General features: G+C 70.0%; 12 protein-coding genes and 1 pseudogene. 9 read left to right on the top strand and 4 right to left on the bottom strand.

The window, feature by feature from the left end; translation table 11 throughout:
* The first annotated feature begins 59 nt into the window (after positions 1–59).
* Positions 60–1580 carry a fibronectin type III domain-containing protein gene (locus Pmi06nite_RS20765; RefSeq protein ID WP_203954711.1) on the top strand — a complete coding sequence of 507 codons (1521 nt, stop codon included), beginning with the start codon at positions 60–62 and terminating at the stop codon, positions 1578–1580.
* Between the two features lie 25 nt (positions 1581–1605).
* On the opposite strand, the gene Pmi06nite_RS20760 is transcribed toward Pmi06nite_RS20765, so the two are convergent.
* The gene (locus Pmi06nite_RS20760; protein WP_505881870.1) at positions 1606–3480 is read right to left on the bottom strand and encodes a Zn-binding domain-containing protein; all 1875 of its coding nucleotides are present in this window, start codon (positions 3478–3480) and stop codon (positions 1606–1608) included.
* A gap of 96 nt (positions 3481–3576) precedes the next feature.
* Positions 3577–3969, bottom strand: a pseudogene (locus Pmi06nite_RS43230) (DEAD/DEAH box helicase); the annotation flags it as partial.
* Between the two features lie 405 nt (positions 3970–4374).
* Here Pmi06nite_RS43230 and Pmi06nite_RS20755 point away from each other — a divergent pair.
* Together Pmi06nite_RS20755 and Pmi06nite_RS20750 are read left to right on the top strand one after the other, a co-directional pair.
* Positions 4375–4725, top strand: coding sequence for an STAS domain-containing protein (locus tag Pmi06nite_RS20755; protein ID WP_203881757.1), 351 nt, complete (start codon positions 4375–4377; stop codon positions 4723–4725).
* A 16-nt stretch (positions 4726–4741) separates the two neighbouring features.
* Positions 4742–5173 (top strand): ATP-binding protein, encoded by a 432-nt coding sequence (locus Pmi06nite_RS20750; RefSeq protein ID WP_203954710.1) that lies wholly within the window; start codon positions 4742–4744, stop codon positions 5171–5173.
* A 57-nt stretch (positions 5174–5230) separates the two neighbouring features.
* Here Pmi06nite_RS20750 and Pmi06nite_RS42610 read toward each other — a convergent pair whose 3' ends face one another.
* Positions 5231–5365, bottom strand: coding sequence for a hypothetical protein (locus Pmi06nite_RS42610; protein ID WP_275409586.1), 135 nt, complete (start codon positions 5363–5365; stop codon positions 5231–5233).
* 444 nt (positions 5366–5809) lie between these two features.
* On the opposite strand from Pmi06nite_RS42610, the gene Pmi06nite_RS20745 reads away from it, so the two are divergent.
* The 4 genes from Pmi06nite_RS20745 to Pmi06nite_RS20730 all read left to right on the top strand — a co-directional run bounded on the left by Pmi06nite_RS20745 (position 5810) and on the right by Pmi06nite_RS20730 (position 11101).
* The gene (locus Pmi06nite_RS20745; protein ID WP_203954709.1) at positions 5810–8149 is read left to right on the top strand and encodes a sodium-translocating pyrophosphatase; all 2340 of its coding nucleotides are present in this window, start codon (positions 5810–5812) and stop codon (positions 8147–8149) included.
* 175 nt (positions 8150–8324) lie between these two features.
* Positions 8325–8480 (top strand): hypothetical protein, encoded by a 156-nt coding sequence (locus tag Pmi06nite_RS20740; protein WP_203954708.1) that lies wholly within the window; start codon positions 8325–8327, stop codon positions 8478–8480.
* On the top strand, positions 8477–8932 hold the full coding sequence (locus tag Pmi06nite_RS20735; RefSeq protein WP_239114062.1) for a SixA phosphatase family protein: 456 nt from the start codon (positions 8477–8479) through the stop codon (positions 8930–8932). The genes Pmi06nite_RS20740 and Pmi06nite_RS20735 overlap by 4 nt, the downstream gene beginning before the upstream one ends.
* A gap of 90 nt (positions 8933–9022) precedes the next feature.
* On the top strand, positions 9023–11101 hold the full coding sequence (locus tag Pmi06nite_RS20730; RefSeq protein WP_203954707.1) for an FUSC family protein: 2079 nt from the start codon (positions 9023–9025) through the stop codon (positions 11099–11101).
* 3 nt (positions 11102–11104) lie between these two features.
* On the opposite strand, the gene serB is transcribed toward Pmi06nite_RS20730, so the two are convergent.
* A complete protein-coding gene (serB, locus tag Pmi06nite_RS20725; RefSeq protein ID WP_203954706.1) occupies positions 11105–12328 on the bottom strand; it encodes a phosphoserine phosphatase SerB in 1224 nt (407 codons plus the stop codon).
* 140 nt (positions 12329–12468) lie between these two features.
* Here serB and Pmi06nite_RS20720 point away from each other — a divergent pair, with 140 nt between their 5' ends.
* Together Pmi06nite_RS20720 and Pmi06nite_RS20715 are read left to right on the top strand one after the other, a co-directional pair.
* Entirely contained in the window at positions 12469–13185 is a 717-nt protein-coding gene (locus tag Pmi06nite_RS20720) for a GNAT family N-acetyltransferase (RefSeq protein WP_239114061.1), read from the top strand.
* Entirely contained in the window at positions 13182–14084 is a 903-nt protein-coding gene (locus Pmi06nite_RS20715; RefSeq protein WP_203954704.1) for a lysophospholipid acyltransferase family protein, read from the top strand. Before Pmi06nite_RS20720 ends, Pmi06nite_RS20715 begins: the two co-directional genes overlap by 4 nt.
* The last annotated feature ends 10 nt before the right edge of the window (positions 14085–14094 follow it).

Here is a 14094-nt window from a genome sequence, read left to right as displayed (position 1 = left end):
TCATCCTGAAGATTCCTCGGGATCGGGTCCCAGGCCGGTTCTTGGCGGAAGGATGGGTCGTGACCGCGCTTCGCAGCCTGGCCGTGGCGGCGGGAGTCGTGCCGCTCGCGACGGTGTCCGTTCTGATGGTCGGCGCCGCCCCGGCGAGCGCGGCACCCAGCGGCATCACCTCACCATCGGCTGGAGAGGTCATCAAGACCTCGGGCCCGGTGACGATCTCGGCCAAGACCGGCCTTCTGCAGTTGAGCATGGGCCTCTACGTCGAGGGACCGTCCGTACCCCGGCGGAGGGTCGCCCAGGGCGGTCTCAATCAGACGATCAAGGGCTCGTTCGATCCCGGGGCCGTTCCGAACGGCGTCTTCACGGTGTCGCTCCGCGGAGAGATCACGGCGAAGACCTACAAGACGTCCACGTTCACGGTCAGCAGGCCTCCGGCCGCGCCCTCCGCCGTCAACGCCGTGCTCACGGGCACCTCTGACGTGGTCGTCACGTGGGCCAAGGGGTCCGAACCCGATCTGCGGTCCTACACGGTCTCCAGCACGACGGCGGCGAAGTCGGAAGCCATCCCGTTGGCCACGGCGTGCTCGGGCTCGTCCTGCCGTGCGAGTCTCACGGTTCCCGCGGGGGCGGCGGGTCAGCGGGTCGGGTTCTCCGTGAAGGCAGTGCGTTCCGACGGCTCGGGCGGCACCGTCGCTTCGAGCGGATCCGCGGTCTCCTACCTGAACATGCCGGTCGCGGCGCAGCCGACTCCGACCGCGACGTCCTCGGTGGTGACGTCGTCCTCCGCGTCGCCCTCCGCGACCTCCTCCGTCCCGACTCGGGGCTCGACGGCCACGGCCGGATCGCAGCCCCTCCAGCGACTGGCCGGCGGCACCTCGAAGGCCGGTCTCACTCTTCCCGACCTGCCCGATGCGGACGCGACCCCGCCGGAGGTCGCTCCTCCGGGTTCCATGGCGGGCGAACCCGTCCTGGAGCCGTCCGGTTCGCTGCTCAGCGGACCCGGTTACGGCATCCTGCTCGCTCTGGTCGGCGCGGCGCTCCTCCTGGGCGCCCACGTGCGCGGCCGGTTGAAGCGCCGCAAGGGCGTCTACGCGCCCTCAGGTGCCGGAGCCGTGGCGGCGGTGCCGATCGGCGCCGGCGCGAGTGTGGCCCGGCCTGCAGGGGCGGGGAGCCGCATCTGGACGGGCGGGCTGCGTGCCGTCGCTCCGGGTTCCGCCGGTGGCGGGACGGGCGTTCCCGCCCTGGCGCCGGCGGCCACGCGTCGTCATCCGGGACTCGCGCCGACGATTTCAGGAAGCTCCGCTTCGGGAACCTCCGCGACCACCACGTGGGGGCTGGTCAGGGGCACCGCCACCACGATCGCCAGGCGTCCCTCCATCGTGCTCGTCAGCGGGGCGGGAAGGTCGCAACCCGTGCTGGTGGCCTCCCCCGTGCCCGCGGACACCGATCGAACCGGCCCCCTCGAGCAGGTTCCGGTGGAGGACGCGGCCGATCAGGGAAGGTTCTACCGACCGGCAGAGGGCGAATGGATCGGGGACGACGACGATCCCTACACCGGACGGCGCCGCAGGGAGCCGTGAGCGGCGTGGGGGGCCGGTGAGCCGATCAGGAGCCCAGCAGCACGCCGAGAAGGCGGAGGGCGCCGGCCTTGTCGAGAGGCTCGTTGCCGTTGCCGCACTTGGGTGACTGGATGCAGGACGGGCAGCCTCTCTCGCACTCGCAGGAGGAGATCGCTTCACGGGTGGCGGAGAGCCACTCGGCCGCTTTGGCGTACCCTCGTTCGGCGAACCCCGCACCACCCTCATGACCGTCGTAGACGAAGACGGTGAGCAATCCCGTGTCGGGGTGGAGTTCTGTCGAGACGCCGCCGATGTCCCAGCGGTCGCACGTGGCGAACAGCGGGAGGAGGCCGATCGAGGCATGCTCGGCCGCGTGGGCCGCGCCGCCCAGATCGACCGGTTTGCCGTCCGGGTCCGCCGTCAGCGGGATGAGAGCGGCGGAGGGCAGAGTCCACCACACCGCGCGCGTGCACAGTGTCCGGGCCGGTAGGTCGAGAGGCTCCTCACCGAGCATCTCGCCGGTCTGGTGGCGGCGCTTGAGGTAGGAGACCACCTGATGGGTGACCTCCACAGAGCCGAAATGCAGCTCACCGGGACCGAAAGCCTGAGACCGCAGCGACTCCATCACGCGGATGTCCGTCACGTCCCTGGCGAAGGTCGAATAGTCGGGCTCGGCCGTGGAGACCAGGGCGACCCCGGCGTCGAGTTCCAGCTCCTCGACCACGAACGTCTCGCCTTGGTGCAGGTAGACCGCCCCGGTGTGGACGGTGGTGTGCGCCGACGACTCGTCGACCGTGCCCAGGAGCCGCCCGGTGCCGGACTCGACCACCTGGATCGGGCTCCCGCCCGATCCTCTGATGTCCGCAAGGTCGGCGGCCCTGTTTCGGCTCGTCCAAAACCATCCCGTCGTACGTCGGCGCAGCAGCCCGCGGGCGACCAGATCGTCCAGCACGTCCCGGGCGGCCGGGCCGAAGATCTCGAGGTCGTCGTCGGTGATCGGGATCTCCGAGGCGGCTGCGCAGAGATGGGGCGCCAGCACGTACGGATTGTCCGGATCGAGAACGATGGCTTCCACCGGGCGGCCGAACAACGCCTCGGGATGGTGGACCAGATAGGTGTCCAGAGGATCGTCGCGCGCGATCAGCACGGCCAGCGCGTCCTGCCCCGCGCGCCCGGCCCGGCCCGCCTGCTGCCAGAGGGAGGCGCGGGTGCCCGGCCATCCGGCGATGAGGACGGCGTCGAGGCCGGACACGTCCACGCCGAGTTCCAGCGCGTTGGTCGTCGCCAGGCCGACCAGGGCTCCCGAACGCAGGGCCTTCTCCAGCACACGCCTGTCGTCGGCCAGGTAGCCCGCTCGATAGGCCGCGACCCGGTCCGCCAGCCGGCCGGCCGGTGGGCCGTCGAGAATGCGGGCGCCATCCTCGGACTCGGATTCCCTGCTCGTGAGCGTCTCCCCATGCGGGCCGCCGTCGCCGGCGACCGCCGGTCCCCCCAGGCCCGGTCCCCCCAGGCCCGGTCCGTACGGCAGGGCCGGCTCCTCGAGTTCCTCACCGCGCGCCAGGGCCGGCTCCTCGAACTCCCCGGCCCGTCGCACCGTCGGTCCCGCGGGGTCCTGGCCGTACGGCGGAGCCGATCCCACGAGATCGGCGCCGAACGGCAGGGCGAGTCCTTCGCCCGTCTCGATCTCCTCCAGGTTGCGCCTCGCGGCGAGGGCGACCGTTTCGGCGGCGCGCCGAGATCGGACGAACGCCAGTGTGCGGACGTCCTCGATCACGAGATCCGACAGCAGGTCGGCCGCTTCTGCGGTCGCCGTCCGCCGGACGGGGGCGCCGCCCTCGCCCCGCAGATCGGTCAGAGGAGGCTCCCACAGGGCGAAGGTGGTCGAACCCCGAGGAGAGGCGTCCGTCGTCACCTCGGCCATCTCAAGGCCTGTCAGGCGCATTCCCGCGAGAGCGGGCTCGCTCGCGGTGGCCGAGGCCAGCAGGAACACGGGCTGAGAGCCGTATTTGGCGGAGACCCGGCGCAGCCGGCGCAGGATCTGGGCGACATGGGAGCCGAAGACGCCCCGATAGCCGTGGCACTCGTCCACCACGACCAACCGCAGCCGTCGCCAGAAGGACGACCACGACGCGTGCCGGGGCAGGACCGACCGATGCAACATATCCGGATTTGTCAGGACATAGTTGGCGTGCTGGCGGACCCACTGGCGCTCGTCGGTGGGGGTGTCGCCGTCGAAGGTGGCCGCGCGCACCTGCGCGAGCCGCAATCCCCTGACGGTCCTGAGCTGGTCGGCGGCCAGTGCCTTGGTCGGGGTGAGGTAGAGCACGGTGCCGCCGGAGAAGATCTCCGTCACCGCCGGAACCAGGTAGGCCAGGGATTTTCCCGAGGCCGTTCCTGTGGCGATGATCACGTTTCGGCCACGGTGAACATGCTCGGCGGCCTCGAACTGGTGCTGCCAGAGGCCCGGGACGCCCTGGTTCACCAAGCGCGTAACGAGCAGTTCAGGAGCCCAATCCGGCCAATGGACTTGACCCGCCTGACGTGCTGGAACATGCTCCACATGGGTGACACGCCGCTGGCGTGCGGGAACAGCGAGCAGGCGGCCGAGAAGGGGGCCTGATCGTTCCGAGGGAGAAGTAAACGGAGTCACTGGTTTCCAGTTTGCCATCTGCGGGGAGAGTCGCCCGGAGTCGTGATTTCGTATAGACACGGAGTCGGAGCGTGGTTGAATGCCGCGCGTCAGGGTCATGGTTCTGGGGCTACCAGGATGCACGACTCTCATCGAGACCTACGCAAGTACGGCGCTGGAGGATCTGTGGATCTGAAGTTGGACCACCATTCCGAGGACAGTCTCACCATCGTCGATGTCGAGGGTGAGATCGATGTCTACACCGCGCCCAGACTGCGTGAGCTGCTGATCGACCTGGTCAACAAGGGCAACTTCCACCTTCTCGTGAACATGGAGAAGGTGGACTTCCTCGACTCGACCGGCCTTGGTGTGCTGGTCGGCGGGCTCAAGCGGGTCCGGGCGCACGACGGGTCACTCGAACTCGTCTGCACGCAGGAGCGCATTCTGAAGATCTTCCGGATCACCGGTCTCACGAAGGTCTTCGGCATCTACGCCTCGGTGGAAGAGGCCAAGGAAGCCCACGGCCGGGACAAGTGACGGCCGAGGAGCCAACATGGCCACCGTCGAGTTGACGTTCAGCGCGTTGCCGGCCCACGTGCGTACGGCGCGACTGGTCGCGACGGCCATCGCCCGGCGCACCGGGGTGGCGGAGGCGATCCTGGACGAGGTCCGCCTCGCGGTCGGAGAGGCGTGCTCGCGGGCGGTGGAGGCGCATCGCCTTCACTGCCCGGGTGAGCCTGTCCGCATCGAGTTACGCGATGACGCGGGCCGGTTCGAGGTGACCGTCACCGACGCCGCCCCGAGCGAGGAGCCGAAGCCCTACGTCCTGGACGTCGACGGCGCTTTCATGCCTGATGAGATGGCGGAGTTGGGTGTCGCGGTCATCGCGGGGCTCGCCGACGACGTCGAAGTGGTGCCGGGTCCCAAGGGCATGCGGATCAGGATGAGCTGGCCCGCGTCGGTCGACGGGATCGCCGCGATCTGACCGGGAGCGGGTGTCCGCCCCCGGGAGCGGGGGCGGTTTTCCGCGTGCCTCCGTCAATCACTGCAAGGGCCGCTCCACATCCTGGAACATGAAGTCGGCCGTGCCGCCGAGGCTTCCGGCCGTCCGGTCGAGCCGCTCCATCCAGGCGGCACATCCCTGAGGCTCGGAGGCCGCGTATCCCGCGGCTCGCATGCTCGTGAGCGATCGCCCCCCGGCGGTCGAGCGTCGCACCAGACCGGCCGGAAAACGGCCTGCCGGTAATTGGAACCGCGTCATCCCTGGTGACAGTGTGGCGAACGGCCATTCCTGAGCACATTAAGGGCATCTTGAATATCCCCTTTAAGGCCCGCCGTAACAGGAGTGACACGCGAGGCCCGCATCCTGACTCACCTGGTCAAAAGGACCATCGGGCGGGGCAAAACTTGCACCATTACTGGACGTGGTCCTAATTACCGAGGCGAGAGGCCTTCATATCCGCGGCGTCGCTGCGTAGACTCCCGGCACCGGCCAAGGTATTGCGGATGCAACCGGAAGCGGCACTTGCCAATCACCCGGAAGTGCGCCGCTAGGACCGGCAGGTACACCGTCAGCAGCGCCCTCCGGGCAGAATCCAACCCGTCTGGCCGAGGAGGACGGATGTCTGCCTATCTAGCCGCTGGCGAAGGCACAGCGGTGGCACTTAGCGGTTCCCATCTCACACTCGTGGTCGTTGTCGCGGCGGTGGCCCTTTTGGCCCTCGCGGTCGCCGGCGGTCTGGTGCGAGAAGTGCTCGCCGCAGGTCAGGGCACCGAACGCATGCAGAACATCGCGCATGCCGTACAGCAAGGTGCCGCCGCATATCTCACACGGCAGTTCCGGACACTTGCCGTGTTCGTTGTCCTCATTCCTTTCCTACTGTTCCTGTTGCCTGCGGATTCGACCAGCGTGGCCGTAGGCCGGTCGGTCTTCTTCGTGATCGGCGCGGTGTTCTCCGCGCTCACGGGCTTCATCGGCATGTGGCTGGCGGTCCGCGGAAACGTCCGCGTGGCGGCGGCGGCCCGTGAATCCGGTGAGAAGCTCGCGATGCGCATCGCGTTCCGCACCGGCGGTGTGGCGGGCATGTTCACCGTCGGCCTCGGTCTGCTCGGTGCGGCCGTCGTGGTGATCATCTACAAGAGTGACGCTCCGAGCGTGCTCGAAGGCTTCGGTTTCGGCGCCGCGCTGCTCGCGATGTTCATGCGTGTCGGCGGCGGCATCTTCACCAAGGCGGCGGACGTCGGCGCCGACCTGGTCGGCAAGGTCGAGCAGGGCATTCCCGAGGACGACCCGCGCAATGCGGCGACCATCGCCGACAACGTGGGCGACAACGTCGGCGACTGTGCCGGTATGGCGGCCGACCTGTTCGAGTCGTACGCCGTCATGCTCGTCGCCAGCCTGATCCTCGGCAAGGCGGCCTTCGGCACCGAGGGTCTGGTCTTCCCGCTGATCGTCCCGATGATCGGCGTCATCACCGCCATCATCGGCATCTTCACCACCCGGCCGCGCTCCGGCGACCGTTCGGGCATGTCGGCCATCAACCGCGGCTTCTTCATCTCGGCCGGGATCTCCGCCGTCCTCGTCGCGGTGGCCGCGTTCGTGTACCTGCCGTCGAGCTTCTCCGGGCTCAGCGGGGTCAGCCCGGCGATCGCGGGGCTCAGCTCCGACCCTCGCCTGATCGCGATCGGCGCGGTGCTCATCGGCCTCGTCCTCGCCAGTGCCATTCAGGTCCTCACCGGCTACTTCACCGAGACCAACCGCCGCCCGGTGAGGGATATCGGCAAGAGTTCGCTCACGGGACCGGCGACCGTGATCCTGGCCGGCATCTCGGTCGGCCTGGAGTCCGCCGTCTACTCGGCGCTGCTGATCGGCGGCGCGGTGTACGGCGCGTTCCTGCTCGGCTTCGGCAACGTGACCATAGCGCTGTTCGCCGTCGCCCTGGCGGGCACGGGGCTGCTGACCACGGTCGGCGTCATCGTCTCCATGGACACCTTCGGCCCGGTGTCGGACAACGCCCAGGGGATCGCGGAGATGTCCGGCGACGTGGAAGGGGAGGGTGCCCAGGTGCTCACCTCTCTGGACGCCGTCGGTAACACCACGAAGGCCATCACCAAGGGCATCGCGATCGCGACGGCCGTGCTCGCCGCGACGGCGCTGTTCGGCTCGTTCCGGACGGCGGTCGAAGGGCAGTTGGCGACGGCGTCGCAGGGCGTCAAGGACGCGCTGGGCTCGTTCGCGAGCTTCAATCTGTCCATCGACTCGCCGAACGTCCTCGTCGGTCTGATCATCGGCGCGGCCGTGGTGTTCCTGTTCTCGGGACTGGCCATCGCCGCGGTCGGACGCGCCGCCGGCCGGGTCGTCTACGAGGTGCGCGAGCAGTTCCGCACCAAGCCGGGGATCATGGACGGCACCGAATTGCCCGACTACGGCCGTGTGGTGGACATCTGCACCCGTGACTCGCTGCGGGAGCTGGCCACGCCCGGCCTGCTCGCGGTCCTGACGCCGATCGCGGTCGGCTTCGCCCTCGGCTACGCGCCGTTGGGCGCCTACCTGGCCGGTGCGATCGCGGCGGGCACCCTGATGGCGGTCTTCCTGGCCAACTCCGGTGGTGCCTGGGACAACGCCAAGAAGCTGGTCGAGGACGGCCACCACGGCGGCAAGGGTTCACCGGCGCACGAGGCCACGATCATCGGCGACACCGTCGGCGACCCGTTCAAGGACACCGCGGGCCCGGCCATCAACCCGCTGATCAAGGTCATGAACCTGGTCGCCCTCCTGATCGCCCCGGCGGTCGTCACCTACGCCGACAACGTGGCGATCCGCGTCGGCGTGACGGTCCTCGCCGTGGGGGTCGTCGTGGGCGCGGTCGTCGTGTCCAAGCGGCGGTCGGTCAGCATCGCCTCCTCGGACGACAACGACAACGACCACGAGGAGCGTGCCCCGGAGACCGTCGGAAGCTGAATTCCGGCGGCGAAGGTCGATTGACGAGAGGGTCCCCCATGACCATGGGGGACCCTCTCTCCATACACTGGGCTGTTATGGACGAACCCTCCGGAGGCCGGGGTCTGGCACTGGTTCTGCTGGCCATGCTGGTGATGTTCGCTGTGATCGTCGGCCTCGCCGTATGGGCTGCGGGATGACGTTCCAGGGCGTCGCCACCACGCCGCGATCCGCCGGAAGCCCGGCCGCGGCCGAGGGCCCGATCACGCCGGACGCGGTCCAGGGCCCGATAACGCCGGATGCCGTTCAGAGCCCGGCCGTGCCGGACGCGTCGGAGAAGGCGGTCAGGTGAAGACGCTCATCGTGGTGAGACACGCCAAGGCCGAGCACGTCGCCGGGCTGGCCGACCGGGAGCGCGGGCTCACGGCGCGCGGGGAGCGCAACGCCAGGGAAGCGGGCGATCTGATCCGGCCGCTCGAACCGGGGCTCATCGTGTCCTCCCCGGCCGTCCGCACCCGCCGCACGGCCGAACTGCTCGGCCTGGACGCGCCCATCGAGTTCGAGGGCGGGATCTACGAGGCCTACCCCGACGAGCTGCTCGAACTGCTCCGCCGTACGGACCCGGAGGTGGACACCCTCGTCCTCGTGGGGCACAACCCCGGAGTCCATGAGCTCGTCCTGAGCCTCACCGGCACGCAGGACGATCGATTCCCCCCAGGAGCCTTCGCCGTGATCGAGTTCACGGCGCCCTGGGAGGAGGTCGTGCCCAGGACGGGACGCCTGATCCGCACGCACAATCCCTGATTCCGGCAGGAGGACGACCTGCGCCTACTGCTCGCCAACACCATCCGAGCGCTGAGGCCCGCGGATCCCCGGCTCGCGCTCGGCTTCGGGTTGACCGGGGCCGCCTCCCTGGTGATCCCCCTGCTCGTCGGCATCGTCACCGGGCACCTGATCGGCGGCGCCACCGTCGGGCTGGGCGCGTGGCTGGTGGCCAGCAGGGCCCTCCTCGACCCGGCGCGGGTGAGCAGGACGTTCATGCTCGGCGTGGTGGTGTCGCTCGCGGTGGGCACCGTCCTCGGCATCGTCATCTCGGGTGAGAGCTGGCTGATCGTGCCCGCCGCCTCGGCGCTCGGCGGGCTCGGCGTGCTGGTGCGGCCCATCGGCATCACGCCCGCGCTCACCTTCCTGCTCACGGCGGCCAACCCGCTGCCCATCGACCCCCTCGCGCACACGGGCCTGCAACTGCTCGGCGGGCTGCTCGCCAGCGCGCTGCTCACTCTTCCCTGGCCGTGGCGGCGGACCCGCCCGCTGGCCCTGCTGCTGTCCCAGACGGCCGAGGCGGTGGCCGACCTGGTGGAGGCCGCCGCCGATCCGCAGCGCGACTCCCACGAATGGGACGTTCTCCGCCGCAAGGCAGGCGACTCGCTCGTCGAGGCGCTGATGGCCTATGTCCGCCACCGGTGGCAACGCCGATCACGGGACGCCGAGAAGGTGGCCGTGGCGCTCCGGCGGGTGTTCTACGAGGCGGTGGCCTTGCACGGCATGTACGTCGCGGTCCAGGGGCGGGCCCCGGCCGCCGCGGAGAGGGCCGGTGCCGACGACCTGACGCACTCCCTGGCCCAGGCCCTGCGCTCCTTCATCGGAGAAGGCCCCGCCACCACCGAGGACCCGCTTCCCGCCTATGAGGCCCGGGTGAACGAGGTGCGCGCGGACCGCCCGCACGAGGAACGGGAACTGCTGGTCCTGGTCCTGTTGCGGCAGATCGGGCACTGCGCCGAGCGCATCGGGCAGGCCCTGACGAAGGCGGGGGGCGCCGCGCGGGCGCTCCATGCCACCCGCAACGTGCTCCCCACCCTCACGGCACGGCCCAAGACACCTCCGGAGCTCCGCCTGTCGTTCGCCTTCGACAATCCCCGGGTCAGGCACGCGCTCCGGGTCCTCCTCGGTACGGCGTTCGCCTCCACGATCATCGTGCTGTTCAAGCCGCCCCACCCGCACTGGCTGGTGATCGCCGTCCTCGTGACGGTTCAGCCGACGTACGGCGAGACGCGTGCCAGGGTGTGGGCGCGTATCGGAGGCAGCACGGTGGGCGGGCTCGTCACAGTGGCGATCCTCCATTTCGACCCCGGCTACTGGTGGCTCGGACTGCTGATCGGAGTGTCAGCGGCGCTCGCCTTCGGCATGGCGTCGGTCCATCAGGCCTACTGGTCGACGTTCATGACCATGTGCGTGCTGCTGCTCATCGACTTCCAGCTGCCGGCGGGCACCGGGGTCGTGGAGTCCCGGATCCTGCTGACCATCCTCGGCGGGCTGATCGCCGTGGCCTGTACGCGCCTGCTGTGGCCCCGGGGGGAGACCGTCAGGCTCGCCGACCGGGTCGCCCGGATGTTGACGGCCCATGCCGGAGCCGCCCGCACACTTGCGGGGGTGGCCCGGGGGAAGCCGTCCGTGGAGAAGGCCGAGGTCAAGATCAAGCAGTCCGAGCTGGACGCGGACGCGGTGGCCCTGTCCCTGGACTACATCGCGCACGAGCCCGGTGGGACGGTGCCCCACGCCGTCCAAGAGGCCGTGGAGGCCGCTCAGCGGGTGCGGGACGATCTGATATCCGTCACCTCGGTTCTGCGGGACGATCCGGGCGATCCCGGCCATGTGCCCGAGGTGCTCGAGACGGTCGCGCGGCGGCTGGAGACGACGGCGCAAGCCGTACAGGCCGGCGAACCGTTCGATTTCACGGGTGACGTGGACTGCGAGCTGGCGGTGGTCGCCGCTTCGGTGGGGCGGCTCGCGGGGCGGCGTCTCGCGGAGCTGGACGCCGATCCGCGCGACACGCGGACGGAGGTGCGGCGGGCCCTCATCCGCACGGCCGTGGCAGACCAGGCCCTCCGGTCCCTGAGCGTGGACACCGTCCGCCTGTGCGACGCCGCCACGTCCGCGTTCGCCTACGTGACGCCCGAGGCGGCGGCCGCCTGAAGCTCAGTCCCAGCGGGAGACCATGCCGTCCTCGGCGTCGGCCGCCTCCACCTCGTCGCGGGAGATCCCGAGGAGGTAGAGGATCGAGTCCAGGTAGGGCACGTTGAGCGCGGTGTCGGCGGCCTGCCGTACGACCGGCTTGGCGTTGAAGGCGATGCCGAGGCCGGCGGCGGCGAGCATGTCGAGATCGTTGGCGCCGTCGCCGACCGCCACGGTCTGGCTGAGGGGCACGCCCGCCTGGGCGGCGAAGCGCTCCAGCGCGCGCGCCTTCCCCGGCCGGTCGACGATCTCGCCGATCACCCGGCCGGTGAGCCTGCCGTCCACGACCTCCAGCGTGTTCGCGGCCGAGTAGTCGATGCCGAGATCGGCGACCAGGGCGTCGGTGATCTGGGTGAAGCCGCCGCTGACGATGGCGAAGCGGTAGTCGAGGCGCTTGAGCGTCCGGACCAGCGTGCGCGCCCCGGGCGTGAGGACGACCTCCTTGACGACCTTCTCGAAGATCTGCTCGGACAGCCCTTCGAGCAACGCCACGCGCCTGACCAGCGACTCGGCGAAGTCGAGCTCGCCCTGCATGGCCTGCTCGGTGACGCGCGCGACCTCGTCGAGGCAGCCCGCGTGCCGGGCGAGCAACTCGATGACCTCGCCCTGGATCAGAGTGGAGTCGACGTCCATGACGATGAGCCGCTTGGCCCGGCGGCTGAGGCCGCTGCGCTGGACGGCCACGTCGACCTTCTGCAGCGCCGCCTCGGCGGCGAGTTCCGCCCGCATGGCCTGCGGATCGGCGCCGGAGACCGCCATCTCGATGCAGGTGACGGGGTAGCTGGACAACCGCTCGATGCGGTCGATGTTGGCCCCGCTGGCCGCGACCCTTCCGGCGATGCCGGCCATGGCGGCGGGCAGCAGGGGCGCGCCGAGAACGGTGACGTGCAGCCGGCCGCGCCGCCGCTTCTCCTGCGACGCCGTGCCGGTCGCGATCTCCAGGTCCATGTCGAGATCGGCGGCCACCTGCTCGACGGCGGTCCAGAGCCCGCCGATCGTGCCGCCGGTGCCCGTGGGCGGGCCGCCGGCGTAGGCGACCAGGACGCCGAGCGTCAGACGCCCACGGATGACGACCTGTTCCACGTCGGCGACGGTCACGGGAAACCCGGCCAGGACGGTGAACAGGCGAGAGGTGACGCCCGGGCGATCCGGACCTGTGAGCGTGATCAGGAGCGTGCGCTGGTTCACGTTGTTTGAGGTTACTGGGCGAAGCCTCACCACTGTGCACGAGGTTCACCATGCGGACGCCTCACTGCCGCACGTGTGAGAGATCACAGTCATTTCCGCATGACGTCATGGTCACGGAGACCTTGAGGAAGGACGCGCCCATGACGATCTCCCTTGACACCGGTCGTTACACCGTCGGGCTCGCAGAGAGCGCCGCCGACGTCAGAGCCGCCCAGCGACTGCGGTACGAGGTGTTCGCCCAGGAGATGGGCGCCGTCCTCGACTCCCCGGTGAGCGGGCTCGACGTCGACGGATTCGACGCGTACTGCGACCACCTGCTGGTCCGCGAGGGTGACACCGTCGTGGGAACCTACCGGCTTCTGCCGCCGGGACGTTCGGACCGGCTGTACTCGGACGCCGAGTTCGATCTCAGCAGGCTCGCGGGCATCCGGAGCGACCTCGTCGAGGTGGGCCGCACGTGCGTGCATCCGGACCACCGCGCGGGTGCGGTCGTCGGCCTCATGTGGGCGGGGATCGCCAACTACATGGTGAACGGCGGGTACGGCTACCTGACCGGATGTTGCTCGGTGCCGCTCGACGACGGCGGCGCGGTCGCCGGCGGAGTCGTCGACCGGGTGCCGCTCGGCCCGGAGGAGTACCGCGTCACGCCCCGCAAGCCGTGGACGAGCACCGGGGCGCCCCTGCCGGACCGGTTCGTGCTGCCGTCCCTGCTGCGCGGCTACATGCGCCTCGGCTCCTGGGTGTGCGGGGCTCCCGCTCACGACCCCGACTTCCGCAGCGCGGACTTCCTCGTCCTGCTGTCGATGGCCAACGTCGACACCCGCTACCTGCGGCACTTCCTGGGAGACATGCTGTGAGCACGATCATCCATCTGCCGGTGACCACCTCGCCGTGGTTCCCGGTCTCCCCGTGCATGCCGAGCGAGTGCATGGAGGAGCCCCTCGCGATGGCGGGGCCCCTGCGGCGCGCCGCTCGGGTCCTGGGTGCTCTGGCCGTCGTCGTCTCGGGCGTCCCGCTCGCCTTCGTCGCCCGCCTGAGCAGTACGGCGCAGCGCAAGCGGTTCACCATGATGTGGTCGCGGATGTTGATCAGGGCGCTGGGGATCAAGATCGAGGCCCGGCGGGGATTCGCCTTCGTCGGCGGTTCCCTGGAGGCCCGTGCCGTACCCGAAGGGGAGGGCGGGACGCTTCTCGTCGGCAACCACATCTCCTGGCTCGACCCGATCGTGGTCGCCGCCATCACCCCCTGCCGGCTGCTGGCGAAGAGCGAGATCGCCGAGTGGCCGGTGATCCGGACCCTGGCCGCGGGCGGCGGTGCGCTGTTCATCGACAGGAACCGCCTGTCCGCCCTGCCCCAGGCGATCGACGACGTGGCCGCCGCCCTGCGGGACGGGGACACAGTGGTCGCCTTCCCCGAGGGGACCACCTGGTGCGGGCGCGAGATGGGCCCGTTCCGGCCCGCCGTGTTCCAGGCGGCCATCGACGCGGGCGTGCCCGTACGGCCGATGGCGCTGCGGTTCCGGCAGGGCGAGGAGCTGTCGACCGGGCCGTCCTACGTGGGCGACGACTCGCTCGTGGCGTCCATCATGCGGGTCGTCGCCATCAGGGACCTGGTCGCCGAGGTCACCTTCTTCCCCGGCGTGCAGGTGCCCCGCGGCGGAGATCCGCGCCGTGCTCGGAGGACTCTCGCGAGGATCGCCGAGGCCCAGGTCCGCGCGGGCGTCGTGGAGACGCACCGTCAGCCGGTGGCCGCGTAGCTTCTCGGGG

Origin of the sequence: Planotetraspora mira, from assembly GCF_016863275.1 — a bacterium.
GTDB lineage: Bacteria > Actinomycetota > Actinomycetes > Streptosporangiales > Streptosporangiaceae > Planotetraspora > Planotetraspora mira.
This window is presented reverse-complemented; position numbering and strand designations above follow the sequence as displayed.